Here is a 20873-nt window from a genome sequence, read left to right on the forward strand (position 1 = left end):
CTTTTATGGCTGTTCAGCAGTGGGGTAATAGCCATTCATCACACCGACTTAGGTGTCTTGAATGGCTTAATGTTTACTGCCTGAAAGGTGTGAAAGAGTAGAATGTTTACTTTTTAATGTAATTTGTTTATCCTGTTTTTGTAGGGTTTGTTGTAATTTTGCCTTTGAAATAAGATAAATGGAAATATATTTATGTATTTAGAGAAAATTAATAGTCCGCAGGATGTCCGCAAACTTGGTATTGAGCAGCTCGATGTCCTTGCCGGAGAAATTCGTGAAGGTGTGCTTAACCGTGTCAGCAATCACGGAGGCCACGTGGGCCCTAACCTCGGTATAACAGAGGCGACGATAGCACTTGTGTATGTTTTTGACATTCCCGAGGACAAAATCGTGTTCGATGTGTCTCATCAGGTTTATCCTTATAAGATGCTTACAGGCCGCGCTTACGGATATTTAGACAACAAGCGCTTTGATGATGTGTCAGGATACAGTTCGCCGGAAGAGTCGCCTGAATATGACTGTTTTGAGATAGGGCACACTTCTACGTCTGTGGCTTTGGCTACAGGATTGCAGAAAGCGCGCGACATACGGGGCGGAAAGGAGAATATAGTGGCTGTTATCGGTGACGGATCTCTGAGCGGAGGCGAGGCCTTTGAGGGCTTTGACATGGCCGCTGAGATAGGTACAAACATGATAATAGTGGTTAACGACAACGAGATGTCTATTGCCGAGAACCACGGAGGACTGTATGGAAACCTGAAGCTGCTGCGTGATACAGACGGAAAAGCAGAACTAAACTTCTTTAAGGCTATGGGGCTCGACTATGTTTATGTTGAGGACGGCAACAACATAGCCTCGCTTATAGCCGCATTTAAGCAAGTGAAGGACGCCGAGCGCCCTGTCGTTGTACACATTCATACGGAGAAAGGACATGGCTATGCGCCTGCAGTAGAGAACAAGGAAAGATTCCACTGGAGTATGCCTTTCGACCTTGAGACAGGTAATCTGAAGGCTTCTGCAGGTGATGGCGAGGAGTATCTTCCGGCACTTATAGGCCAGTATCTTGCAGAGAAGGCAAAGAACGATCCGAAGTTGGTTGCCGTAGTGTCTGCCGTTCCTGGTGGAGCAGGCTTTACTCCGGAGATAAGGAAACAGATGGGACGCCAGTATATCGACGTTGGCATTGCCGAGGAAGAAGCTGTGGCTTTGAGTTCCGGTATGGCTAAAGGCGGCGTAAGACCTGTTTACACGACCTATGCCACATTTATTCAGCGCACCTATGACCAGATTGCACAGGATCTCTGTGTGAACGGAAACGCTGCTGTGATAAATGTTGTAGGCGCATCTGTCTACGGAATGAATGACATAACGCATATTTGTTTCTTTGATATTCCTATGCTCAGTCATATTCCTAATCTTGTTTATCTTGCCCCGACGACATACGAAGAGTTTGTTGCCATGGAAGACTGGGCTATAAAGCAGACAGAATATCCTGTGGCAATACGCATACCGGAGGCTCTCGTGGCACATAGCGATGAGAAGTATGACACGGACTACAGCCAGCTGAATAAGTATAAGATGGATAAAAAGGGCGACACTGTGGCCGTGATTGCTCTTGGCGACTTCTATCAGAAGGGTCAGAAGGTGGTAGATATGCTTGCCGGTAAAGGTATAAATGCCACGCTTATCAATCCCCGTTTTGTGTCCGGCATTGACGAAGAAATGCTTGAAGGTCTGAAGAAAGACCACAAACTGGTTGTTACGATAGAAGACGGATGCATAGACGGTGGCTTCGGAGAACGTATAAGCCGCTATTACGGACCATCGGAAATGAAGACAATATGTTTCGGCGTGCGTAAGGCTCTTTACGACAGATATGATGTTGAGCAGCTGCTGCGCGACAACCATCTGACCGAGGAACAAATTGTAGCTGATGTTCTAAATCTTATTTAGAAAATTTAGAATGGAGAATGGAGGATGGAGAATTATGATTGCTCTTGATGGATAGGAGCAATAAAACAAATCATAATTCTCCATCCTCCATTCTCCATTCTAAATTATCATCCCTTATCCCAGCACGACATCAAGAATCATCATGAGGACAAAACCGGCGGAAAAGCCAATTACGCCTATGTTGGAGTGTTCGCCTTCAGAGGCTTCGGGGATAAGCTCCTCGACAACAACGTAGATCATAGCTCCTGCCGCAAAGGCCAGAAGATAAGGCAGCACGGGCGTCATCATCGAGGCAAGCAGAATGACTATAAGTCCGCCTAACGGCTCTACTATTCCGCTGAGACTGCCTAAAAGAAACGATTTCATTCGGCTGTTGCCCTCTGCACGCATGGGCATAGATATGATAGCGCCTTCGGGAATGTTCTGTATTGCAATACCAAGTGACATGGCAAGGGCTGCGGCTGCCGTTATACCGGCTCCGCTCTGCATGGCTCCTGCAAGTACTACGCCTACAGCCATGACTTCAGGAAGATTGTGTATGGTGACGGCTAGCGAAAGCATTGCCGTGCGTGACAGATGACTGCGCGGTCCTTCGGGCTTAGACTTGCCAAGATGAAGGTGTGGCGTGATATAGTCGATGGCCAGCAGGAAGCCTATGCCGGCCAGAAAACCGACAGCTGCAGGCATGACAGACCATTTGTCCATATGGCTGCACATATTCATGCTGGGTATTAGAAGCGACCATACCGAGGCTGCCACCATAACGCCAGAGGCAAAGCCCAGCAAGGCTTTCTGCAGCAGCGGGGGCATGTCTTTCTTCATGAAAAACACGAAACCTGAGCCTAACATTGTGCCCATCAGGGGGATGAGGAGTCCTAAGATTATTCCTTCCATTGCTGTTTTAATTATTTATGAGACAAATGAGACATATGTGACATTATGAATTTAACGCTATGATGTGATGTCTCAGTCGATAAAGCGCTTCACAATATCAGTGTATTTATCTATGCGGCGGTCGCGAAGGAACGGCCACCAACGGCGCACCTGCTCGCTGTGGGCCAGGTCGATGTCTATTATTTTGCGCTCTTCCTCATGGTCTGATGCCCTGTATAGCAGTTCGCCCTGCGGTCCGGCAACGAATGAGCTGCCCCAGAACTCTATACCTCCGGTCATTCCCGACGGGTCGGTCTCGTGTCCCACGCGGTTTACGGCAACCACAGGCAGTCCGTTGGCTACGGCATGTCCGCGCTGCACTGTTGTCCATGCCTCGCGCTGGCGCTGCTGTTCTGCAGGTTCGTCAGAGCTTTCAAAGCCTATGGCTGTGGGGTAGATTAGCATTTCGGCGCCCTGAAGAGCCATCAGACGGGCTGCTTCCGGATACCACTGATCCCAGCATACGAGCACGCCGAGACGTCCTACAGATGTGTCGATGGGGTGGAAACCAAGGTCGCCTGGTGTGAAATAAAACTTCTCGTAATATGCAGGATCGTCAGGAATGTGCATCTTACGGTATTTGCCTGCTATAGTTCCGTCGCGTTCTATCACCACGGCTGTGTTGTGGTAAAGTCCTGCTGCACGTTTTTCAAAAAGCGAAGTAACGATTACCACGCCAAGTTCTTTGGCCAGACTGCCGAAAAACTCGGTCGACGGACCGGGTATCGGTTCTGCCAGGTCGAAGTTGTTGACATTCTCAACTTGACAGAAGTACAGCGAGTTGTGCAACTCCTGCAATATTATCAGTTCTGCTCCTTCAGATGCAAGTGCCTTTATGCTTTCTGCAAGGCGCTGCATGTTGTATTTCTTGTCAGCTGTGTTATGTTGCTGAATTATTCCTGTTTTCATTCTGTTTTGCTGTTGTTTTGTTTGATTTAATTTACGGCTGCTGCCTTATGTGTTGACATTCAGGATTTTATGAGCCGTATATGCTTTTATGGCTTATTGTTTCTGTTCCGTTATTTTGCTGTAGAGCTGCATCGTACAGCAGTGCAGCGAGCCATGCTGACGTATAACGGTGCGGCTGTCTATGCCTATGACATCTCTGCCGGGGAAGGCCGCTTTGATTACTCTTTCGGCTTCAGCATCGTTGTCTGGCTGATTGTATGTAGGATAAATAACGGCGCCGTTCACTATCACATAGTTGGCGTAAGTGGCCGGAAGTCTGTCGCCGTCGTCATATATTGCCGCAGGCATGGGCAGGCGCATCAGTCTGTATGGCTTGCCGTCGGCTGTACGGAACGTCTTCAGCTGTTCTTCCATGCGTTTCAGGTCGTCATAGTGGCTGTCGCTCTTGTCGTCACATCCTATATATAATAAGGTGTCGTCGGGAGCTATTCTTACCAGTGTGTCTATGTGGCCGTCGGTGTCGTCGCCTTCAAGATGTCCGTAGTCTATCCATAAGATGCGTTCGGCATGCAGCATACTTTTCAGTTTCTGCTCTATCTCGCTGCGTGTTAACGGCTGGTTGCGGTGAGGTGCCAGAAGACACTGACTTGTGGTCAGCACGGTGCCGCGTCCGTCGCTCTCAATGGATCCGCCCTCCAGCACAAAGCTGTTAAGGTCGGTGTAAGTGCCTTCTACGACACCGTTGTCGTATAGACTTCGGTTTATGGCGTTGTCAAGAGCGGCTTCAAACTTGTCGCCCCATCCGTTAAAGCGGAAGTCGAGCAGCGTGTAGGTGCCGTCGCCGCCAAGTGTTATGAATCCGTGGTCGCGTGCCCATGTGTCGTTTGTGGGGCATTTATGGAATATTATATTGTCCAACTGACAGCTTGTCAGTCTCTTGCTGAGTTCCTTTTTCACCAATTCCGGCTCAGGGGCAACCACGAGCAGCTTCTCATATCGTGTTATGGCGTCAGCCATTTCGGCGTATGTTGCGCATATATCGTCAAGATACTCACGCCAGTCGGTGCCTTCGTGCGGCCATGTCAGCTGTATGGCGCTTTGATTTGCCCATTCGGGCAGCAATATGGCATTGTTGTTCATACTTCTTGCTTCGGTTTTGTTTATGTTATGCAAAATGTGTGTATGTCTTTTCTGATTGCTTTACAAAAATAATATAAGTGCGGATAATGAGCAAATAAAAGCTGCATTTTATTATATAAGGTGTCATTATGTCAGATTTTCGTTGATGTAAATCAACCTGTTTGACGCATGTCAAAATAGAGGCACTATAAGCCAAATTCATAGACAAAAACGTTCTGACATGCTGAAAATGGTATTACCTTTGCGTTAGAAATAAAGGAAAAAGGATAACAAGGATGTGAAGATGCATCCTACAGGTAGAAATTAAAAATAGGAAAGGTAAAAAGATTATGAAAAAGATTGTTAACAGGATTTTAGACAACAAGAAGTTCAACAAGTATTGTGTGAACGTTTTGAAAATGTACAACTACGGACGCGTAAACATGCCTGTTTAAGCTGACGTAGAATAAAAAGAGTCGGGCTGGTCTTATAGCATAAGCTGTAAAATCAGCCCGATTTTCTTGTTTATAACCGTATAAATAGCTATCTTCGCAGATGATATGAAGAACTTTAGAGCTTATTTTTTATTGCTTATTGCGGTCGTTGCGCTGTGTTCGTGCGACTTGGCAAAGAATAACAAGGCGCTTATCAGCGAGGCTGGCAAGGCGCTGGTAGAGGAACTTGACCAGAAAGACGGCGAGGCCGGGGCATGCGATGCGTCTGCCGGATCAGCAGAAGCTGATGACAAGCTGGTTATGCAGACATCACCGAAGGGGACACCTGAGCAGATTCTGAAGCGCACGGGGTATGTGGCATCGTATAACAAGACCACTCTGCTGCCGAACTGGGTGGCATGGCATCTTACGGCTGAACGCACCGAGGGAAGCGCAAAGCGCTCTGGCGTAGACTTTGCAGAGGACACGGAAGTGCCGGAGCCGCGCGCAACAGACTGGGACTACTATAATTCGGGCTACGACCGTGGCCACATGTGTCCGGCTGCCGACAACAAATGGAGCAAGAAAGCCATGGAAGAGTCGTTCCTCTTTACAAACATGTGTCCGCAGAACGGCAATCTTAACCGCGGCGACTGGAACGAGATGGAGATGGCATGCCGCAAATGGGCCAAGAAATACGGTGACCTGTATATAGTCTGCGGCCCTATATTATATAAAGGTAAGCACAAGACAATAGGCAAGAACAAGGTGGTTGTGCCCGAGGCATTTTTCAAAGTAGTGCTGCGCACGGGCGATAATCCGCAGGCAATAGGCTTTATCTACAAGAATACTTCAGGCAACCGGCCAAAAGATTCATACGTTAACACCGTAGACGAGGTGGAGCGCATCACTGGCATCGACTTCTTCCCTTCGCTTCCTGATAATGTCGAGAAAAATGTGGAAGCTACGGCAGACATTGCAAATTGGTAACTCCGCAGCTATAATCAACACAGAATAAATATAAGACATGAAAACAATATCAGGCTTGATAAAATGTTCGTTTTTTGTAATAGCCGCAATTTCGATAGCCGCATCTTGCGATAGCGGTCGTTCGTCGTCAACACTCAGACTTGTTGACAGTCTGGCTGAAGACAATCCGGATTCAGCCTATAATATATTGTATTCGATGACGACTTTCGACCTGTCTTCTGAAGAAGATGTTGCTTATTACGACATGCTTATGTCGTATGTCCTTAGTCGGCTTGTGGTTAACACAGATTCGGTTGCATTGAAACGCAGCATCACTTATTATGCAGATACCGACAACAAGCCCATGTTGCAGCGCTGTTGGCTTTATATGGGCATGATCAGGCTTAGGCAAGGTGCTTCGCCTGATGATGTGGAATGTGATTTGATAAGGGCGGCACGCCTGATTGACGATGTGAGAGACTCTGTCATGGCAATGCGCATATATGAGCATTTGGCCATGCTCAACATGAAGCAACATGACACAATAAACGCTTTGCGCTATGCACGTATGCTTAACACAATATCAGCCGGCATTGTCAGCAATGAGTGGCGAATGCGTGGAAATAACGCCATGGCGCTTGCCATGGGACTTGCCGGACGGCGCGACAGCATGCTGACGTATGTGGCAAAGGCTGAACAATGTATACCTGACAGTTTTGTGCCTGGTATGAATAATGTTTACAACAAGATTGTATGGGGCGTATAACGAAGCGGTTTTTCAATGATAATGGGAAGAATGGTGCAAGTTGTTTGTTTATAGGTAGTTATAAACGGATGGATAAAAACTGAAAATAATTCGAAGCGGTTTTCCTTTTACGAAAACTTTACATGGCTTTTACAAAAACAGGGGATATTGCCTTAAAATAGGGGGGCTATCTTTACATTCGGTTTCGGTGATGAAGGATTTTCATATCTTAGGAAGGTATTTAGCTTTACGGATCATCTTATCAAGCAGATCAAGGTGTTGAATGTATTTGAATATCATTTCTTCGTTTCCCTTTGGGGATTTAGAAAGGCGTTCTAATTCTTTTGCAAGTGCGTTACGCACTCTTATATAAGTAGTTGCTGGATAATCTCTCACCCACTGATTAATTGTTACTCTGGAAACTTGAAGTATATTCGCGATTTCTTTTTGGGTATATTTCCCTGTCAAAAATAGTTTCTGAAATTCTTTTTTCTTATCTGCCAACGAGTCCATAGTGCTTTTTATGGCAAAATTACATCATTATTGAATAAATTAAGCCAAAACCAATCTCTTTTTTATCTTTCACAATTATAATATCATTAATTTTATTCCAAATAATAATTATTTGGTATATTTGCACATATAAATGAAAGGATATGGCTAAAGTTATACACGTGCATTTGTTACATAGCATTGACGGATCCAGACGAAAAGACTGGTATTTTAGCTCTATTTCGGCCGTCTATACTGTTCTTACTCCTGAACAGGTTGGAGTAACCAAGAACTATTTACTGCATGCAGGGTTATCCGGGAACGGTACTATATGCACTAAAAAGGCTATAATCAAGCAATCTACGCTTATTTCTGGTGGTAGGAAGGCGGATGATTAGAACGATAAAATAACGCCGTTAGAACGGCTTTCTGGCGTTATTCCTTTGAATGCTGATTAGGGGGCGAAATGCCCCCTTTTTTTATGCCTATTTTTAATTAGGGGTTACCTTTGGGGTTACTGTTAGGGGTTACCTTCTTATAAAGTTAGGGGTTACTTTAGGGGTTACTTTTTCGATTTTTACGGAGTATGCACGAAATAGGAAACTATACATACCAAACAAATAACTGCCGTTTTTCTGCATTTTCAAGGTGGAAAAATGCACGTTATTGGTGTTATATACATTATTATATAATACAAATACGCCTGATTTATAGAGATTTCCGTGAGTTTTCATTCATTTTTAGGTCTAAAAAGCCGTGCGCGTGCCTATAATGCGGCGATTGCGCCTGTACAGGGTTATTCGAGACGCACAATGCCGCGTACCAAAGCGACGCCATAAAATTGATCCTTCGAAAGCTCAAACGGAGGATAATTGTTATTGTCGGATACGATTAGTATGTGTTCACTGTCGGATCCGGGCATAATTCTTTTGATAAGCGGCCCCTGCTTGGTGTCCAGGACGTATGTTTTGTTCCACTGAAAGAAAAGATCATTAAGTGGAACACGTTCACAGGCAACCAAATCACCTGAATAGTATGTAGGCTGCATTGAATCTCCTTTTACCTGGATCAAGAAGTCGGCTCCTTTGAATGCCGGTATAACGTACCGCTCGCACTCATACTCCATCACAGATGTATCACCGGTGAAGGCACCGGCCATTGCACTTAATGGAATAAGAGGAATACCCTCATTGTTATTGGATGGTACTTGAAGCAATGTATGTTCTTTTTCTTTTGTAAAAACGGTAGTTATTGTGTTTTTATCATCTTTGTAGTTATCATCTGATGCTGAAGATAACGTAAGGTCTTTACGAATATTAAACATATCCGACATCTTATCTTTTTCCTTTCCGAAAAGCAGCCATTCGGCAGATATATTCGCATTTGAGCACACCTTCTCAAGTACATCGTAGGATGGCTTTCCTTTTCTCGTTCCAACAATATTTTCCACTACTGTAGGGCTTATACCCACTGCTTTAGCAAAAGCTCTTTTATTGCCTTGGAATAACATTTGAATTATTATTTCAAACCTTTCATTTATTGTCATAAGCGTATAAAATGTATTTTATGCGAATATTTGTTCGCATTTGTTTTGTTTATTCGCAAAAGCGTATCATATTTGCAACGTGTTAAAGATGTAAACAGCGGCCAAATATAATGAAAAAGGCTGAGAATAACGAATTTTAAGGATTAAAGAGTATGAAAGCAAAATTTGATAAAGGACAACGTGTTCGCGTCACAAAGAAGAATGGAGAAACCATTGATGGAATTATAAATGACTGGGATTATAACTGCTGCACATTCGATGTTCAATACGATATTGAGTATATGAAGGGAAATGAAGTCTGGACTTTGATGTGCGTTCCGGAAAATTGTATTGAGTTGCTATAAAATATACAGGCAAAAGGATTGACCGGATAACTGGCAGCCCGGAAAGACGGGCTGGAGGGTGGCTGGCACGGCCGGAAAGTTGGAAAGCGAAAACGAAAATAGAAGACAGCCGACGGGGTTCGATTCCCCGCACCCTACGATGTTTAATTAATCAAAAAACTTATGACTATGGCAAAGATAAAGAACAAAGAGCCGGAAATGGTAAAGGCTTATTTGCAGGTCACTTGTTTGGATTCTAAAATTTCAAGATTTCCCCTGCAGCCTGTACCTTGTACTCAGAAAGTTCAAAAGCAATCAGTTCTGCGTAAGCATCATAAACCTGCAGAAGATGTTCAGCACGAGCCATGCCTACGGAAATTCCCAGGATTACGCACATTACATAGTGTTCATGTCCATCATCTTGTGCAAGACGACGAAGGGCGGTGGTTATGTCAGTATTGCGGTCAAAGCTACCCTTCAAATCCTGAAGGCGGTTTAGACAAGGAGCGACTGCTTCGCGAAATGCTTCTTCGGTAATTTCTGTATTTTCAGTGGTGATATCTATTGTGAACAGTACGTATGGAACCATTGTGTTTACATTATAAATTTTCGCTAAAAATAATAACAAATCAACATATAGACAAATGAAAAAGCAGATTTTGACAGACAATGAAACTAAGACATTCCTCATGAAAGCATTTGGATGTACCCGACAGGCTGTATGGCAGGCATTGAACTTTGAGCGTAACAGTGAACAAGCCCGGCGCATCCGTACTCTTGCACTGAAAAGAGGCGGAAAGCTAACGGATGGTTTTGTACCGGAGTGCGAAACCACATTTCAGGAAGTGGAGCGTACTATCACGCTGGATTTCGGGCCGAGAGTGAAAATTATCTATAACCGGGAGACAGATGAAGCTGTCGTTTACGTGGATGGTCGGCAGAAATCCAGCTATACGGGCTTAAGTATTCCCGATTTTTTACAATTGGAGCACGAAGTCCAGCAAATGGCCTCCGCACTATAAAATGGTGAAATATGGAGTACTACGGAAAAATATTGTGCATATCATATCACGACCTTACTTGCGGAGAGAACCCGATAATGTCGGTACCGAATTACAAGAAGTTGTCGTCAACAGGTAAAATCAACGTGGTACGTTCTGGAAGAGGTTTGGGAGGTTACGCATTGGTGGAAGTAGCCACCTTGCCGAAAAGATTTCAAGAGAAAATCAAAGAAAAATACGGAGACATGAAAGAGGATATACTCAGGAATTGGTTTGGAAGCAACTTTCGCATTGATGCAAGAGCAAGGGAATTCTATACAAAGTTCCGGTTCGAAAATGGAGACGCATTACCGCCGGAACATATAAACGAATACACCGTAAACGCTTCCGTTATTGAGGCCGTACTTGCTGTGATGGAGGACGCTGTTCTGATGCGAAAGGCAATGAAAGGCGGTCCGGTAAATTGGGGCGAAATGGCCGGGGCCATAAGTTATTATCAATCTGAGTTCGGTCACACACTACCTATGAGTGCCAACCGTTTCAAGCGGCGCGTTAACGAGTTCAGGACACGCGGATACGAAAGTTTAATCAGTGGTAAGTTTATGAACCAGAACAGGCGTAAAGTGACTTATGGAATAGAAAAACTGCTTCTTTCCCTTGATGCACAACCAGAACAGCCATACAATACAACGGTTTATGAGAACTACAATTTGTTCCTTCAAGGTGAGCGTGAATTATTTGATCCTGATACTGGTGAGATACTTAATCCGGCTGACTTTACCGATAAGGACGGCAATCCTATTGTATTGAGTCCGGCTACGGTGGCAGCTTACCTGAATAAACCAAAGAACAAGGCGTTCAGAGCAAAACTGCACATGAGCCAATGGGACTTCAATAATGCATACCGCCCCTACCATCTTCGCAGGGTTGGAGAATATTCTCTTAGTAAAATTTCCCTTGATGACCGCGACCTGCCTCGTCCAATGAAGGACGGTAACCGAGTAAAAGCATATTATGCTTATGATGTGGTCAGTGGAGCGGTAGTTGGATATGCACATAACAGACTGAAAACCGCAGAACTGTTTCTGGATTGTATGCGTAATATGTTTCAGACTCTTGACAGGAACGGTATGTATATTCCTGCAGAACTTGAGGTTGAGCACCATCTGGTCAGTGATTTTGCAGATGGACTCATGCAAGCCGGAACAGTATTTCCGCTAATCCGCTGGTGTAATCCTGGCAACAGCCGGGAAAAACGAGCAGAGCACATGAACAGAGCTAAAAAGTATGGTGTGGAGAAGCTAAGTCAGGTTGGTATTGGACGTTGGTATGCAAAGCTGGAGGCCAACCGGCCAAAAGAGGAGAAAGTATATGACGAAAAAAACAATACCTACAAAGTGAAATCATATACATACGATGAGCTTGTGGCAGACGATATTCGGTCTATCCACGAATACAACAGCCAACTTCATCCAAACCAGAAGAGATTTCCTGGAATGACACGTTGGGACGTATTGTGTAGCAAGCAAAACCCGGATCTGGCACCGTGGGACAAAGCTGTGTTGTATCGTTTTATAGGATTCCGCACGGATACAACAATCAAAAACAACAGCTTTTTCACAGTGCAATATAACAATTTCATCCTTCCGGATCCTGAAATCATATCCAAGCTGGAGCCTCGCAATTACAAAGTAGAGGCCTATTACTTGCCCGACACGGACGGAAATATCACCGAGGTATATATATACCAGCACGACCGATATATTGCCACCTGTAAGCCTGTAAAACGCTACAATGAGAATACGGCCGAACAGACGGAAGCGGACAAGGAAGCCTATACAGAACAGGCTAAGTATGTGGCCAAGTTTGACAAGATGATAAAGGACGGTAAAATCAAGAGGGTCGGAATACTACGCAAAGAAGAATCAAAAGCTATCGAAAATGTAAAAGCAGAAGCTGTTGATGTCTATGTCCCGAATGAAGAGGAAGATTATTCAGCCTATATGGATGTGGCACATTTTGAGGCTGACGCATTGGCAAAGGTTTAAGTTTAGAACAATATTAAAATAGCATTCAAATGGAAATAACAAACGAAATTAAGAAACGTATTGTATCAGCTATTGCGGCTGATCGTGAAAATTATCCCAGTGACAACCGTCATGCAACGGCATTGGGAATCGCCCCAAGCGTATATAACGCCATTAAAAGGGGGAATTATGAAAAGCAAGTGAGCGATGCCAACTGGATAGGTATTGCCAGAAGACTTGGCGTACAGCTACGTGTGGAAATGCCTTGGGTAGCGGCTAAGACACCGACATACGTGTTTATAAGCAAACAAATGGAGGTTTGCCAAGACAGCGGACTCAGTGCCATCCTGTGTGATATGCCGAATATCGGAAAAACATTCACAGCAAAGGCTTATGTGAAACAGCACAAGAACGCTGTATATGTGGACTGTTCACAGGTGAAAACAAAGCTCAAACTGATACGCTATATTGCCAAGGAGTTCGGTGTTGGAAGCTATGGCCGTTACAGTGATGTGTATGAGGATCTGGTGGCTTACCTGCGTACGATTGATACACCACTGGTGGTTCTGGATGAAGCCGGAGACCTGCAGTATGAAGCCTTCCTGGAACTGAAAGCCCTTTGGAACGCCACTGAACGCTGCTGTGCTTGGTATATGATGGGAGCGGACGGACTGAAAGAAAAGATAAACCGAGCCATTGAGGGCAAGAAGGTCGGATATACTGAAATGTTGAGCCGATATGGTGACACTTACAGCAAGGTTACCCCGGACGACGCAAGGGAACGCGAGAAGTTCCTGAAGGCTCAAGCTGCCATCGTTGCCAAGGTAAATGCTCCAGAAGGAACGGATATATCCCGAATAGTAAACGCAACAGGTGGGGGGCTCCGGAGAGTATATACTGAGATTGAAAAGTTAAGGAGGGTTCAGGCATGATAACTAAAATATCGTTAGAAGATAAAGGTCAGGATATTTTGTGGTTTAAGGTTAATGATGGTGGACTTGTGGAAGAGGCTGGCCCATTTCAAAACGAGATCTGGAAAGGCTCATATATACCTTATTGGGATGTTCGCATTGGGCAGTTACTTCCTATACACCATTACCCTCATATTATACATGGCTTTCTAAAATATAAAGTGGTATCAATAAAAAGAGAAAATAATAATGAAACTGAAACGAGCATATAGCCCCAATGAGGTACTAAATATGAAGATTCCCTGCTTTGAGTTTTCCGGTGCTTGGTATGATTCAATGGGTAATCCTGCAAAAAGTGGAACCTGGATTATTTGGGGGGCCAGTGGAAACGGCAAAACATCATTTGTAATGCAGTTGGCCAAGTACCTTTGTTCTTTCGGTAAGGTGATATATGACAGCCTGGAAGAAAGTGTTGGCCGGTCGTTCCAGATGTCCCTTCAGCGACATAAAATGGATGAGGTAAGAAAACGGCTGATAATACTTGACCGCGAACCAATGGATCAGCTGGAGGAAAGGTTGAGTCGTAGAGGTAGTCCAAATGTGATTATTATTGACAGTTTCCAATATAGTGGTCTAAGTTATCCGGAGTATAAGGCCTTAAAAGAGCGTAATCCAAAAAAGCTGTTCATATTTATCAGTCACGCGGAAGGGATGCATCCAGCTGGCAGAACAGCCCGGAAGGTTGAGTATGATGCCGATGTGAAAATCATGGTAAGCTGCTTTAAGGCATGGTGTAAAAGCCGTTTTATGGAACGTCCGGGAGTTCCATACGTCGTATGGGAGGAAGGAGCCGCAAAAGCATTAAAAGATAATATAGAAAACGATGGGTTTAGAGAATAAACTATTCCAGATGCTACTGAAAGGTAGTGAAGTATCAGCGATAGTTGATGACTGGGTTGAGCGAAATATTGAATGTGATTTGCGTTTACGCAAAGCCAAAACAAAAGGTCATGTAGTGATTGAAACGAAGGACGTATTGTTCGCCAGGAATATACAAATTTGGCATCCGTCCTGTCAGGTTAATATTAAGGACTTGAATAATCTTAAAGAAAAGAAAGAATGAAATACAAAGTTTACATTAGTGGTGCCATAGCGCACTATGATTTAGAAGAGCGTCGCCAGGCATTTGACAATGCAGAACGTTTCTTAAGTCTGAAAGGTTACATCCCAGTAAATCCGTTCAAGAACGGTTTACCAGATGAAGCACATTGGAGAGATCACATGAGAGCTGATATAGGCCTATTGCTTGGTTGTGATTTTATTTATATGCTTCAGGGATGGGAACTATCAAAAGGGGCAAAGTTAGAACTTGATGTGGCCAGTTCTTGCGGAATTAAAGTGTTGTTTGAGAACCAATTTAATATGTAACGATATGGGTAATGTGAAAATGAAATCCGGTGTTGTGGTAATCACTTTGACTGCTACAGTGTATAAAGGAAGAATCCGTGAGACACTTTCTTCACGTATAGGATTTTGTGGAGAATACAACACGAAAATCCTGTCTGAGTTGGGTAAGCATTTCAAAGAAATTTATTACAAACAGACAGAGCAAGAGTACGCGGAAAAATCACTCATACCCGATAAGATAGTTTGTCGTGTTAGTATAAAATCAACAGAGTGTGAGATGATCCTAAACGGAAAATGATATGGCACAGGAAATAACCAATTTTGCCCGATTTTATGGATTGCTTAAGAAATTATCCGGGGCAGATAAAGAAACACTTGTTTATCAGTTCACCAACGGACGCACAACCAGTCTGCATCTTATGACGGTAAAGGAATACACATCTATGTGTAACGAAATGGAACGGGTTGTCGGATATGACGAAAGACGGGAATTGTACCGGAAAGAACTGAAAAGAAAACGAAGTGCAGTATTACACCAGATGCAATTACTTGGGGTGGATACAGCTTCTTGGGATAGGGTAAATGCTTTCTGTATGGATAAGCGGGTGGCGGGAAAAGTATTTAGGGATCTGGATCCGGACGAACTGGACGCCCTATTAACCAAAATACGTGTGATAAGACGAAAAAAAGATAACCATAAAAATGATTGACTATGAACAAAAAAACAGAAACAGTTTTGAAAGACCTGGAAGGTCAAGCCAGAACTGCAAGCCTGGATATGGAACAGGAAGAAGCAGCCGAGTTTTTTGACCAGCTTGCAGATTGGGCATACGCACAAAGTGAAGCCTGTCTTATAGAGCCTGATATTGAGATGCAGGATTATGAGAAAGACGGAGATAATAACTAACTTAAAAAACAAAAAAATGGAAGAAGTAAAGAAACAAAATGTGGATGTAAAATCCATGAGTAAAGAGGAGCGAAACGCTTTATTAGCACAGTTGCAGCAAGAGGAAAAAAACGACCGCATTGCACGTCGTGAAACTTACGAAGGCTTGCGTGCTGAGTTTATGCACGACGTTAAAAACAAGGTTACTGAACTTGTGTCTGACGTAAAAGGGTTCCGCGATTGGCTGGAGACAGAAGCCGAAGCCTTCACTTCGGTTATGAGAGAATACGGTCAGGTTAAGAGTGATGACCAGCGTAGCTATACCATTACAGACGGTGACTTCCGCCTGGAGGTAAAGAGTAACAAGGTGAAAGGGTTTGATGAACGTGCGGATATGGCAGCGGACCGTCTGATAGACTATCTGAAACGCTATATGCAAAATAGCGAGAAAGGATCTGATGACCCGATGTATCAGATGGCAATGACGCTCCTGGAGCGTAACAAAATGGGTGATTTGGATTATAAGTCCATTTCCAAGCTATATGAGCTGGAAGATAAGTTCGATGAAGAGTACGCAGATATCATGCGCTTATTCAAAGAGGCCAACGTGGTACAGCGAAATGCAACCAACTATTATTTCTCAAGACGCAATCCGGACAACGGTGTTTGGACGCGAATTGAGCCGAGTTTTTGTCGTTTGTAAGATAAGCTGTTGACGTGTTAAACAGAAAGCACCGTAAAGTTCATATTTACGGTGCTTTTTGCTTGAAATAGATGTAAATCAATTATTTTTGCAATAGGAAATAGCTCATGGGTAAAGGACGAGATAAAGAACTGATACGGTTACGTGATGAAGCTTTGTGCAGACGTTATTATTATTGGACGGAAGTGCAAAGATTACGCTTCGATGACGCATTGCGCATTTTATCGGAGCGTGAATTCTTCATATCCGAAGAACGGATAATGACTATTATCCGTAAAAAGTCAAGAGAAGGGATAGATAAAAGTATCAAACCCCTTCCCAAGATTAAGGTTCCTAAATTAACCGCTGCACAACTTGAGTTATTTAAGACATTATAGTTCCATTGCTGATTCGTCATGCATTGTGAAAGAAAAAGTAAATTCAAATACTTTGATATAACCGGGTAATGAATAACTTCTACTCTTTTCTCTGATAAGTGGAGATGAATTATCCGAACATTCCAGACACTGCAATGCCTTATATAATTTATTTGCCATTTTTTGTCGTTCACGAACTTTATCGTAAGTTCCGGAGGCGAAACTTGTATCATCGTAACAATCAATGGCAAGGCGAACCGTTATTAAAGAATCGCTATTTTGTGCTCCTCCACCTAAATCGTGCCAATCTGAGCTCGTATCGCTTATCAAAGCACAGGGGAACGTGACGGGATAATGATCATCCTCAGCTCCCATTTCCAACTGGCCGTAATCTTCATCAATCAGAGAAAGTTCCGGCATTTCTCGAGCAATCTGCTCCATAATTTCAATAAAAATTTCTTCCATGATGTTATGAGTTTAATATGGTTCTTATTTCTTTCTCCATTCTTTCGTTTATTTTATCTGTTAACTCTTTACTTTCCCCCAAAAACTGCCTTTGAGGTATGTGAATATTGAGCTTCTTTTTTTTGGTAAGTGCAAGCCCTTTCCAAAATGATGCCTGCGGATTATCCATTGTTTGTTTTCTACGCCGTTTCTTGCCCTTCTTTTGCCCTGTGTCCGCTTTTCTCTTGCGACCTGAAGCCTTATAGAACCTGGCCCATGCAAAGCGTCTCATGCGGTCTGTGACGGTTATAGAAACAGTTCCGCCCCAGTTGTGTATAGGAGCATATACGAGTTCGTTGGATACTTTCACCCGATAATCAGAAGGGATGTACTTGATGGAGCTGAACAAGTGATTACGACTGGACAGCAGCGTACCGTAATTGCTGGCGGCGTCTGTTCCTCCAGATGAAAGCCTTTTAGCTTGTGGCCACGGATTCAATCCGCCATTGACAAACCCGCCTTGCCGGAAATTCTCCTGGAAATGATCCTTTGCCATACGCCCGGCAATGACCGGCATTTTTCGGCGCATCATTTTATCAAGCTCCTTACGTTTCTGTTCTATCAGTTTTGCGAAATCTTTTATATACATAATTGATTGATTTAGAAAATAAATTTCTACCTTTGCAATAGATGTCTAAAGCAAATAATATGAATGTACCCGAACAAATAACACGGATGGCTAACAGCTACGGCTTTAATACTGTGAAGTTGGTCAAGCAGACTAAAGAAGAATCTGTTTATTCTATCCAAATGGTGGATGCGGATGGCTTTAGTCTTCCGACTGGTTTGCCTCATTATATCGTAGACCGCAACGGAAACCTTTCGCTGGTTTGTGATACAGATTTTCATATCACTTCTTCTTTGTAAATAGTCCTGATATTTTCGTATTTATCAGTTTATTATCAATTCTCAGCACGCCCACACTTTGTCCGGACATACTTGAAATGTATCTGAGTACATTGTCGTCTCCGGATTGTGGATCAAACAGTCTTGTCTTTCCGTTTTGGGTCTCCGCACAGAATACATGTGCACCGCCCCCTTTCCATGCGCAATATATCTCATATAAGCCGTCTTCTTTCATGTTTTCAAGAAAAAATTGGCTTATCTTTTTTTCTGTCATTTTCCTTACTCCGTTTTTAAGAGCCCATGTCCTTGCCCATGTAAACTTCGTATCACTTCCATCATAGTTTACGAAAAGGTTCTTGTTCCATTCGACACCTTGTTTATCCATCAGTTTGTAGGCACTGTTGTCTTTATTAGGAGCAGCTTCTATATTAAAACCGCGTCTTCTAAGTAGGTGAACGGGGACACAGGTTTGACAATTGACTTTGTAGGACGTGTCTTGTGAGAAGTTTGGGTTCTCCTTGCCTTTATTCGCCTCTTCATAAGTCATATTTTTCTCTTTGACTACTCCGATACTCTTTTCCAATTCAAGGTTGTTCCGGGCTATGGCCATTTTTTCATCTATGGTCAGGTTGTCCGGCATTTCCTTTATCATTTCGTCAATGCGTTTTTTTAGTTTACTTACCGCATCATCTGCTTTCGGATATGCATTTTTTTGGTAGGGATGATTGTCTGAAAATAACTTACCATCTTTACCCGGATTGTTCTCAAGACCATCCTGTGCTTTATCTCTTGAGTCAAAATCTGGTATTGGTGTTACCGGGTCATCAGTAGATGATAATCCACATTTACAGTTCCACCTGTCACCTGGGCGGTGTTCGCTCCAAAAGGCATCATCTATTGGGCGGACTGTTCCCCAGAACCTTTTATGATCTGCACCTGGTGTAATTGACGTTGAAGGCATCCAGCGTAAATTAGGAAGAACGTCCTTTTCCCGTTCAAACTGTTGCCAGTCTGCAGCCTGATGTGCGCGTATTACTGCAGTATCATATTCTGTCCTTAACCAGGCTCCTACCTGGTGTGAAGCAATAGGCATGACCTCATTTTTCCACTGTTCGAACGGCTTTAGATTGCCATCCGAATCCAATAATAATTTGGCCATATCATTTTGCATACGATGAACCTTGAAAGCCGCAAATACAGCATTGTTTCGCATAACGGCATCCCTAAAATCATCATCCGGATCTGTCACCTTAGACTTTTTGAACCCTTTTTTTGTGGCCTTGTTCATTTGTGACCATATTTCATTAAAAAGGTTTATTTCGATATCAGTGACAGGATGGAAGTCTTTACTGTATATGTTCAATAAGGCACGACGTAATACATCTTCTGAGAATTCAAAATCACCGGTTACACTATCCCCCTTTACACCATACAGTTCATCAACTACCAGTCTAAAGCTGCCCCGTCGCCTGACGGGGCTTTCCCGAAAAAACTTGCAATCCAATTACGGAAGGACTTTTTTTGCGCCGGGGTTGGCTCCTGGGTCTTTCCTTCCCTTTTTTCCTCTTTATCCGTATCCGATATTTGAGCCGGAACATTATTGTGTTGGTTCTGCTTATTCTGTTCTTTTTTTATCTGTTCGTAGTTGTCCGGCTTTTCGATGCCAAATTCTTCATATAGATATTCATCAGAAACAGGCAAGTTGAAGTTTTTCTTTAGTGTGGTTATTATATTAAGCTTTGTTGTAGAGTCTGTTTCTTTCTTTTCCGGGAAGCAGAAAACCCCACCGGCAGTGTTAATGCCCATGTGCGCAAAAATGTCGCTCATGTCATAATTGAGAATGTCAAGCACATAATTCTTATCAGCTTGAGCAACTTTATCTTCTACTTTTTTATGTACGGTACCAAGGGCCTGAGTGCCGTTTTCAGAAGATTCTGTTGTCAATGTATTACCGAGTACAAGTTTAGATATTTCGTTGTTGCATCGTTCGCAAAGGCGTTCGTACACATCTGCAGAACCTGTTTTGTTTCCGGCCTCAGTCAGCTTAAATTCGGTATCCTTAGCGTGGAAAAACTGTGCAAGACTTCCAGTGTTGGCCGCATCCTCCATTGCTCTTTGTCTGGATTCCTCGTCATCTGAATCATAGATATACTCCTGAATAGGCATTCCAAATATTTCCGAGAACTGTGACCAGTCACCTGTAGTGTTACGCTTGTATATGACCCAGGGAGCGGCTTTTGCAAGCAGCCCTAAATCGCTTGGACTTCCAATAAATAAGAGATCTGTATATTTGTCCCAAGGCAATCCCGTAACATCAGTCTGGTGACGCAAGATTAGTTTTTTGATGGGGTCTACATGTTTACGCGGCACAAGATCATAGTCCACCCATTCTCCTTCTTTATAGAATTGGCAAAGCGAAAATCCCCAGAACCTGGCGTCTATGATATCCCCAATAAGTTTATTGAACCAGGGCGAACGTATCTGTTCATTTACGGTCTCGTCCGGCTTCCCATTTACCTGAAACTCTATATCAGAGCATAATACCGCATTCTTACGTTTCTCTATCACACAGGTGAGATGCGTATCCATAAGTATGTCAGAATATAAGTCATATAACTTATACCTACGTGAGAAGTCCACATTCTCAGCTGCTCGTATGGCAGACATATAGTCCGCTATATCCAGCCCGAAACGTTTGGGTTGGGTTAGTACAATAACATTGGGCTTTTTCTGTCCAGGTGCCATAAAATTACCACCAACTGTGATAATCCCCGGCTTATTTTTATTCTTTTTTCTGCTCATATTGTTA

General features: G+C 43.5%; 27 protein-coding genes. 17 read left to right on the forward strand and 10 right to left on the reverse strand.

All coding sequences use genetic code 11. The annotated features are described in order from the left end of the window. Window positions 1–192 precede the first annotated feature (192 nt). Entirely contained in the window at window positions 193–1953 is a 1761-nt protein-coding gene (locus tag ACZMIG_RS02555) for a 1-deoxy-D-xylulose-5-phosphate synthase (RefSeq protein ID WP_487888992.1), read from the forward strand. 114 nt (window positions 1954–2067) lie between these two features. On the opposite strand, the gene ACZMIG_RS02560 is transcribed toward ACZMIG_RS02555, so the two are convergent. The 3 genes from ACZMIG_RS02560 to ACZMIG_RS02570 all read right to left on the reverse strand — a co-directional run bounded on the left by ACZMIG_RS02560 (window position 2068) and on the right by ACZMIG_RS02570 (window position 4935). Next, complete coding sequence (locus ACZMIG_RS02560) at window positions 2068–2847, reverse strand: ZIP family metal transporter (protein ID WP_487888993.1); 780 nt, start codon at window positions 2845–2847, stop codon at window positions 2068–2070. A 72-nt stretch (window positions 2848–2919) separates the two neighbouring features. After that, window positions 2920–3795 carry a carbon-nitrogen hydrolase gene (locus tag ACZMIG_RS02565; RefSeq protein ID WP_125104510.1) on the reverse strand — a complete coding sequence of 292 codons (876 nt, stop codon included), beginning with the start codon at window positions 3793–3795 and terminating at the stop codon, window positions 2920–2922. Between the two features lie 93 nt (window positions 3796–3888). After that, entirely contained in the window at window positions 3889–4935 is a 1047-nt protein-coding gene (locus ACZMIG_RS02570) for an agmatine deiminase family protein (protein ID WP_302353610.1), read from the reverse strand. 539 nt (window positions 4936–5474) lie between these two features. Between ACZMIG_RS02570 and ACZMIG_RS02575 the strand changes: the two genes are divergently transcribed. Together ACZMIG_RS02575 and ACZMIG_RS02580 are read left to right on the forward strand one after the other, a co-directional pair. Beyond that, window positions 5475–6338, forward strand: a complete 864-nt coding sequence (locus tag ACZMIG_RS02575; protein ID WP_418873947.1) for a DNA/RNA non-specific endonuclease — start codon at window positions 5475–5477, stop codon at window positions 6336–6338. Between the two features lie 37 nt (window positions 6339–6375). Continuing rightward, entirely contained in the window at window positions 6376–7083 is a 708-nt protein-coding gene (locus tag ACZMIG_RS02580; RefSeq protein ID WP_487888994.1) for a hypothetical protein, read from the forward strand. Between the two features lie 201 nt (window positions 7084–7284). On the opposite strand, the gene ACZMIG_RS02585 is transcribed toward ACZMIG_RS02580, so the two are convergent. Beyond that, window positions 7285–7575 (reverse strand): hypothetical protein, encoded by a 291-nt coding sequence (locus ACZMIG_RS02585; protein ID WP_443680016.1) that lies wholly within the window; start codon window positions 7573–7575, stop codon window positions 7285–7287. Window positions 7576–7718: 143 nt separating this feature from the next. Here ACZMIG_RS02585 and ACZMIG_RS02590 point away from each other — a divergent pair, with 143 nt between their 5' ends. Continuing rightward, the gene (locus ACZMIG_RS02590; RefSeq protein WP_487888995.1) at window positions 7719–7952 is read left to right on the forward strand and encodes a hypothetical protein; all 234 of its coding nucleotides are present in this window, start codon (window positions 7719–7721) and stop codon (window positions 7950–7952) included. Window positions 7953–8350: 398 nt separating this feature from the next. Here the strand turns inward: ACZMIG_RS02590 and ACZMIG_RS02595 are convergent, their stop codons facing one another. Then, window positions 8351–9100 carry a LexA family transcriptional regulator gene (locus ACZMIG_RS02595; RefSeq protein WP_487888996.1) on the reverse strand — a complete coding sequence of 250 codons (750 nt, stop codon included), beginning with the start codon at window positions 9098–9100 and terminating at the stop codon, window positions 8351–8353. 152 nt (window positions 9101–9252) lie between these two features. Between ACZMIG_RS02595 and ACZMIG_RS02600 the strand changes: the two genes are divergently transcribed. Further along, window positions 9253–9444 (forward strand): hypothetical protein, encoded by a 192-nt coding sequence (locus tag ACZMIG_RS02600; RefSeq protein WP_484261034.1) that lies wholly within the window; start codon window positions 9253–9255, stop codon window positions 9442–9444. A 235-nt stretch (window positions 9445–9679) separates the two neighbouring features. Here the strand turns inward: ACZMIG_RS02600 and ACZMIG_RS02605 are convergent, their stop codons facing one another. Next, entirely contained in the window at window positions 9680–10012 is a 333-nt protein-coding gene (locus tag ACZMIG_RS02605) for a hypothetical protein (protein WP_487888997.1), read from the reverse strand. A 55-nt stretch (window positions 10013–10067) separates the two neighbouring features. On the opposite strand from ACZMIG_RS02605, the gene ACZMIG_RS02610 reads away from it, so the two are divergent. From ACZMIG_RS02610 to ACZMIG_RS02660, 11 genes are all read left to right on the forward strand, one after another. Further along, window positions 10068–10445, forward strand: a complete 378-nt coding sequence (locus ACZMIG_RS02610; RefSeq protein WP_487888998.1) for a hypothetical protein — start codon at window positions 10068–10070, stop codon at window positions 10443–10445. An 11-nt stretch (window positions 10446–10456) separates the two neighbouring features. Then, the gene (locus tag ACZMIG_RS02615) at window positions 10457–12472 is read left to right on the forward strand and encodes a hypothetical protein (RefSeq protein ID WP_487888999.1); all 2016 of its coding nucleotides are present in this window, start codon (window positions 10457–10459) and stop codon (window positions 12470–12472) included. Window positions 12473–12501: 29 nt separating this feature from the next. Beyond that, entirely contained in the window at window positions 12502–13383 is an 882-nt protein-coding gene (locus ACZMIG_RS02620; protein ID WP_259031318.1) for an ATP-binding protein, read from the forward strand. Beyond that, window positions 13380–13634 carry a hypothetical protein gene (locus ACZMIG_RS02625; RefSeq protein WP_455765756.1) on the forward strand — a complete coding sequence of 85 codons (255 nt, stop codon included), beginning with the start codon at window positions 13380–13382 and terminating at the stop codon, window positions 13632–13634. Before ACZMIG_RS02620 ends, ACZMIG_RS02625 begins: the two co-directional genes overlap by 4 nt. Then, window positions 13612–14262 (forward strand): P-loop NTPase family protein, encoded by a 651-nt coding sequence (locus ACZMIG_RS02630; protein ID WP_259031316.1) that lies wholly within the window; start codon window positions 13612–13614, stop codon window positions 14260–14262. Before ACZMIG_RS02625 ends, ACZMIG_RS02630 begins: the two co-directional genes overlap by 23 nt. Beyond that, complete coding sequence (locus ACZMIG_RS02635) at window positions 14246–14485, forward strand: RNA polymerase subunit sigma (protein ID WP_487889000.1); 240 nt, start codon at window positions 14246–14248, stop codon at window positions 14483–14485. The genes ACZMIG_RS02630 and ACZMIG_RS02635 overlap by 17 nt, the downstream gene beginning before the upstream one ends. Beyond that, window positions 14482–14790, forward strand: a complete 309-nt coding sequence (locus tag ACZMIG_RS02640) for a DUF4406 domain-containing protein (protein WP_443680021.1) — start codon at window positions 14482–14484, stop codon at window positions 14788–14790. The genes ACZMIG_RS02635 and ACZMIG_RS02640 overlap by 4 nt, the downstream gene beginning before the upstream one ends. Window positions 14791–15068: 278 nt before the next feature. Further along, a complete protein-coding gene (locus ACZMIG_RS02645; protein ID WP_443680023.1) occupies window positions 15069–15479 on the forward strand; it encodes a hypothetical protein in 411 nt (136 codons plus the stop codon). Window positions 15480–15481: 2 nt separating this feature from the next. Further along, on the forward strand, window positions 15482–15676 hold the full coding sequence (locus ACZMIG_RS02650; protein WP_259031314.1) for a hypothetical protein: 195 nt from the start codon (window positions 15482–15484) through the stop codon (window positions 15674–15676). A 16-nt stretch (window positions 15677–15692) separates the two neighbouring features. Further along, entirely contained in the window at window positions 15693–16358 is a 666-nt protein-coding gene (locus ACZMIG_RS02655) for a DUF3164 family protein (protein ID WP_487889001.1), read from the forward strand. 107 nt (window positions 16359–16465) lie between these two features. After that, window positions 16466–16735 (forward strand): transposase, encoded by a 270-nt coding sequence (locus ACZMIG_RS02660; protein WP_455765760.1) that lies wholly within the window; start codon window positions 16466–16468, stop codon window positions 16733–16735. On the opposite strand, the gene ACZMIG_RS02665 is transcribed toward ACZMIG_RS02660, so the two are convergent. Continuing rightward, a complete protein-coding gene (locus ACZMIG_RS02665; protein WP_455765761.1) occupies window positions 16730–17179 on the reverse strand; it encodes a hypothetical protein in 450 nt (149 codons plus the stop codon). The genes ACZMIG_RS02660 and ACZMIG_RS02665 overlap by 6 nt on opposite strands. A 4-nt stretch (window positions 17180–17183) precedes the next feature. Then, on the reverse strand, window positions 17184–17807 hold the full coding sequence (locus ACZMIG_RS02670) for a phage virion morphogenesis family protein (protein ID WP_487889002.1): 624 nt from the start codon (window positions 17805–17807) through the stop codon (window positions 17184–17186). An 86-nt stretch (window positions 17808–17893) separates the two neighbouring features. Here ACZMIG_RS02670 and ACZMIG_RS02675 point away from each other — a divergent pair, with 86 nt between their 5' ends. After that, entirely contained in the window at window positions 17894–18085 is a 192-nt protein-coding gene (locus ACZMIG_RS02675; RefSeq protein ID WP_487889003.1) for a hypothetical protein, read from the forward strand. On the opposite strand, the gene ACZMIG_RS02680 is transcribed toward ACZMIG_RS02675, so the two are convergent. Continuing rightward, window positions 18069–19514, reverse strand: a complete 1446-nt coding sequence (locus ACZMIG_RS02680) for a phage minor head protein (protein WP_487889051.1) — start codon at window positions 19512–19514, stop codon at window positions 18069–18071. The genes ACZMIG_RS02675 and ACZMIG_RS02680 overlap by 17 nt on opposite strands. Next, complete coding sequence (locus ACZMIG_RS02685; RefSeq protein ID WP_487889004.1) at window positions 19508–20866, reverse strand: phage portal protein family protein; 1359 nt, start codon at window positions 20864–20866, stop codon at window positions 19508–19510. The genes ACZMIG_RS02680 and ACZMIG_RS02685 overlap by 7 nt, the downstream gene beginning before the upstream one ends. Between the last annotated feature and the right edge of the window lie 7 nt (window positions 20867–20873).

This window comes from Xylanibacter sp. (assembly GCF_057607445.1).

Bases quoted from the DNA above. Each gene is read 5' to 3' on its own strand.
- ACZMIG_RS02555 (WP_487888992.1), top strand. From the start codon at position 193: ATGTATTTAGAGAAAATTAATAGTCCGCAGGATGTCCGCAAACTTGGT.
- ACZMIG_RS02560 (WP_487888993.1), bottom strand. From the start codon at position 2,847: ATGGAAGGAATAATCTTAGGACTCCTCATCCCCCTGATGGGCACAATG.
- ACZMIG_RS02565 (WP_125104510.1), bottom strand. From the start codon at position 3,795: ATGAAAACAGGAATAATTCAGCAACATAACACAGCTGACAAGAAATAC.
- ACZMIG_RS02570 (WP_302353610.1), bottom strand. From the start codon at position 4,935: ATGAACAACAATGCCATATTGCTGCCCGAATGGGCAAATCAAAGCGCC.
- ACZMIG_RS02575 (WP_418873947.1), top strand. From the start codon at position 5,475: ATGAAGAACTTTAGAGCTTATTTTTTATTGCTTATTGCGGTCGTTGCG.
- ACZMIG_RS02580 (WP_487888994.1), top strand. From the start codon at position 6,376: ATGAAAACAATATCAGGCTTGATAAAATGTTCGTTTTTTGTAATAGCC.
- ACZMIG_RS02585 (WP_443680016.1), bottom strand. From the start codon at position 7,575: ATGGACTCGTTGGCAGATAAGAAAAAAGAATTTCAGAAACTATTTTTG.
- ACZMIG_RS02590 (WP_487888995.1), top strand. From the start codon at position 7,719: ATGGCTAAAGTTATACACGTGCATTTGTTACATAGCATTGACGGATCC.
- ACZMIG_RS02595 (WP_487888996.1), bottom strand. From the start codon at position 9,100: ATGACAATAAATGAAAGGTTTGAAATAATAATTCAAATGTTATTCCAA.
- ACZMIG_RS02600 (WP_484261034.1), top strand. From the start codon at position 9,253: ATGAAAGCAAAATTTGATAAAGGACAACGTGTTCGCGTCACAAAGAAG.
- ACZMIG_RS02605 (WP_487888997.1), bottom strand. From the start codon at position 10,012: ATGGTTCCATACGTACTGTTCACAATAGATATCACCACTGAAAATACA.
- ACZMIG_RS02610 (WP_487888998.1), top strand. From the start codon at position 10,068: ATGAAAAAGCAGATTTTGACAGACAATGAAACTAAGACATTCCTCATG.
- ACZMIG_RS02615 (WP_487888999.1), top strand. From the start codon at position 10,457: ATGGAGTACTACGGAAAAATATTGTGCATATCATATCACGACCTTACT.
- ACZMIG_RS02620 (WP_259031318.1), top strand. From the start codon at position 12,502: ATGGAAATAACAAACGAAATTAAGAAACGTATTGTATCAGCTATTGCG.
- ACZMIG_RS02625 (WP_455765756.1), top strand. From the start codon at position 13,380: ATGATAACTAAAATATCGTTAGAAGATAAAGGTCAGGATATTTTGTGG.
- ACZMIG_RS02630 (WP_259031316.1), top strand. From the start codon at position 13,612: ATGAAACTGAAACGAGCATATAGCCCCAATGAGGTACTAAATATGAAG.
- ACZMIG_RS02635 (WP_487889000.1), top strand. From the start codon at position 14,246: ATGGGTTTAGAGAATAAACTATTCCAGATGCTACTGAAAGGTAGTGAA.
- ACZMIG_RS02640 (WP_443680021.1), top strand. From the start codon at position 14,482: ATGAAATACAAAGTTTACATTAGTGGTGCCATAGCGCACTATGATTTA.
- ACZMIG_RS02645 (WP_443680023.1), top strand. From the start codon at position 15,069: ATGGCACAGGAAATAACCAATTTTGCCCGATTTTATGGATTGCTTAAG.
- ACZMIG_RS02650 (WP_259031314.1), top strand. From the start codon at position 15,482: ATGAACAAAAAAACAGAAACAGTTTTGAAAGACCTGGAAGGTCAAGCC.
- ACZMIG_RS02655 (WP_487889001.1), top strand. From the start codon at position 15,693: ATGGAAGAAGTAAAGAAACAAAATGTGGATGTAAAATCCATGAGTAAA.
- ACZMIG_RS02660 (WP_455765760.1), top strand. From the start codon at position 16,466: ATGGGTAAAGGACGAGATAAAGAACTGATACGGTTACGTGATGAAGCT.
- ACZMIG_RS02665 (WP_455765761.1), bottom strand. From the start codon at position 17,179: ATGGAAGAAATTTTTATTGAAATTATGGAGCAGATTGCTCGAGAAATG.
- ACZMIG_RS02670 (WP_487889002.1), bottom strand. From the start codon at position 17,807: ATGTATATAAAAGATTTCGCAAAACTGATAGAACAGAAACGTAAGGAG.
- ACZMIG_RS02675 (WP_487889003.1), top strand. From the start codon at position 17,894: ATGGCTAACAGCTACGGCTTTAATACTGTGAAGTTGGTCAAGCAGACT.
- ACZMIG_RS02685 (WP_487889004.1), bottom strand. From the start codon at position 20,866: ATGAGCAGAAAAAAGAATAAAAATAAGCCGGGGATTATCACAGTTGGT.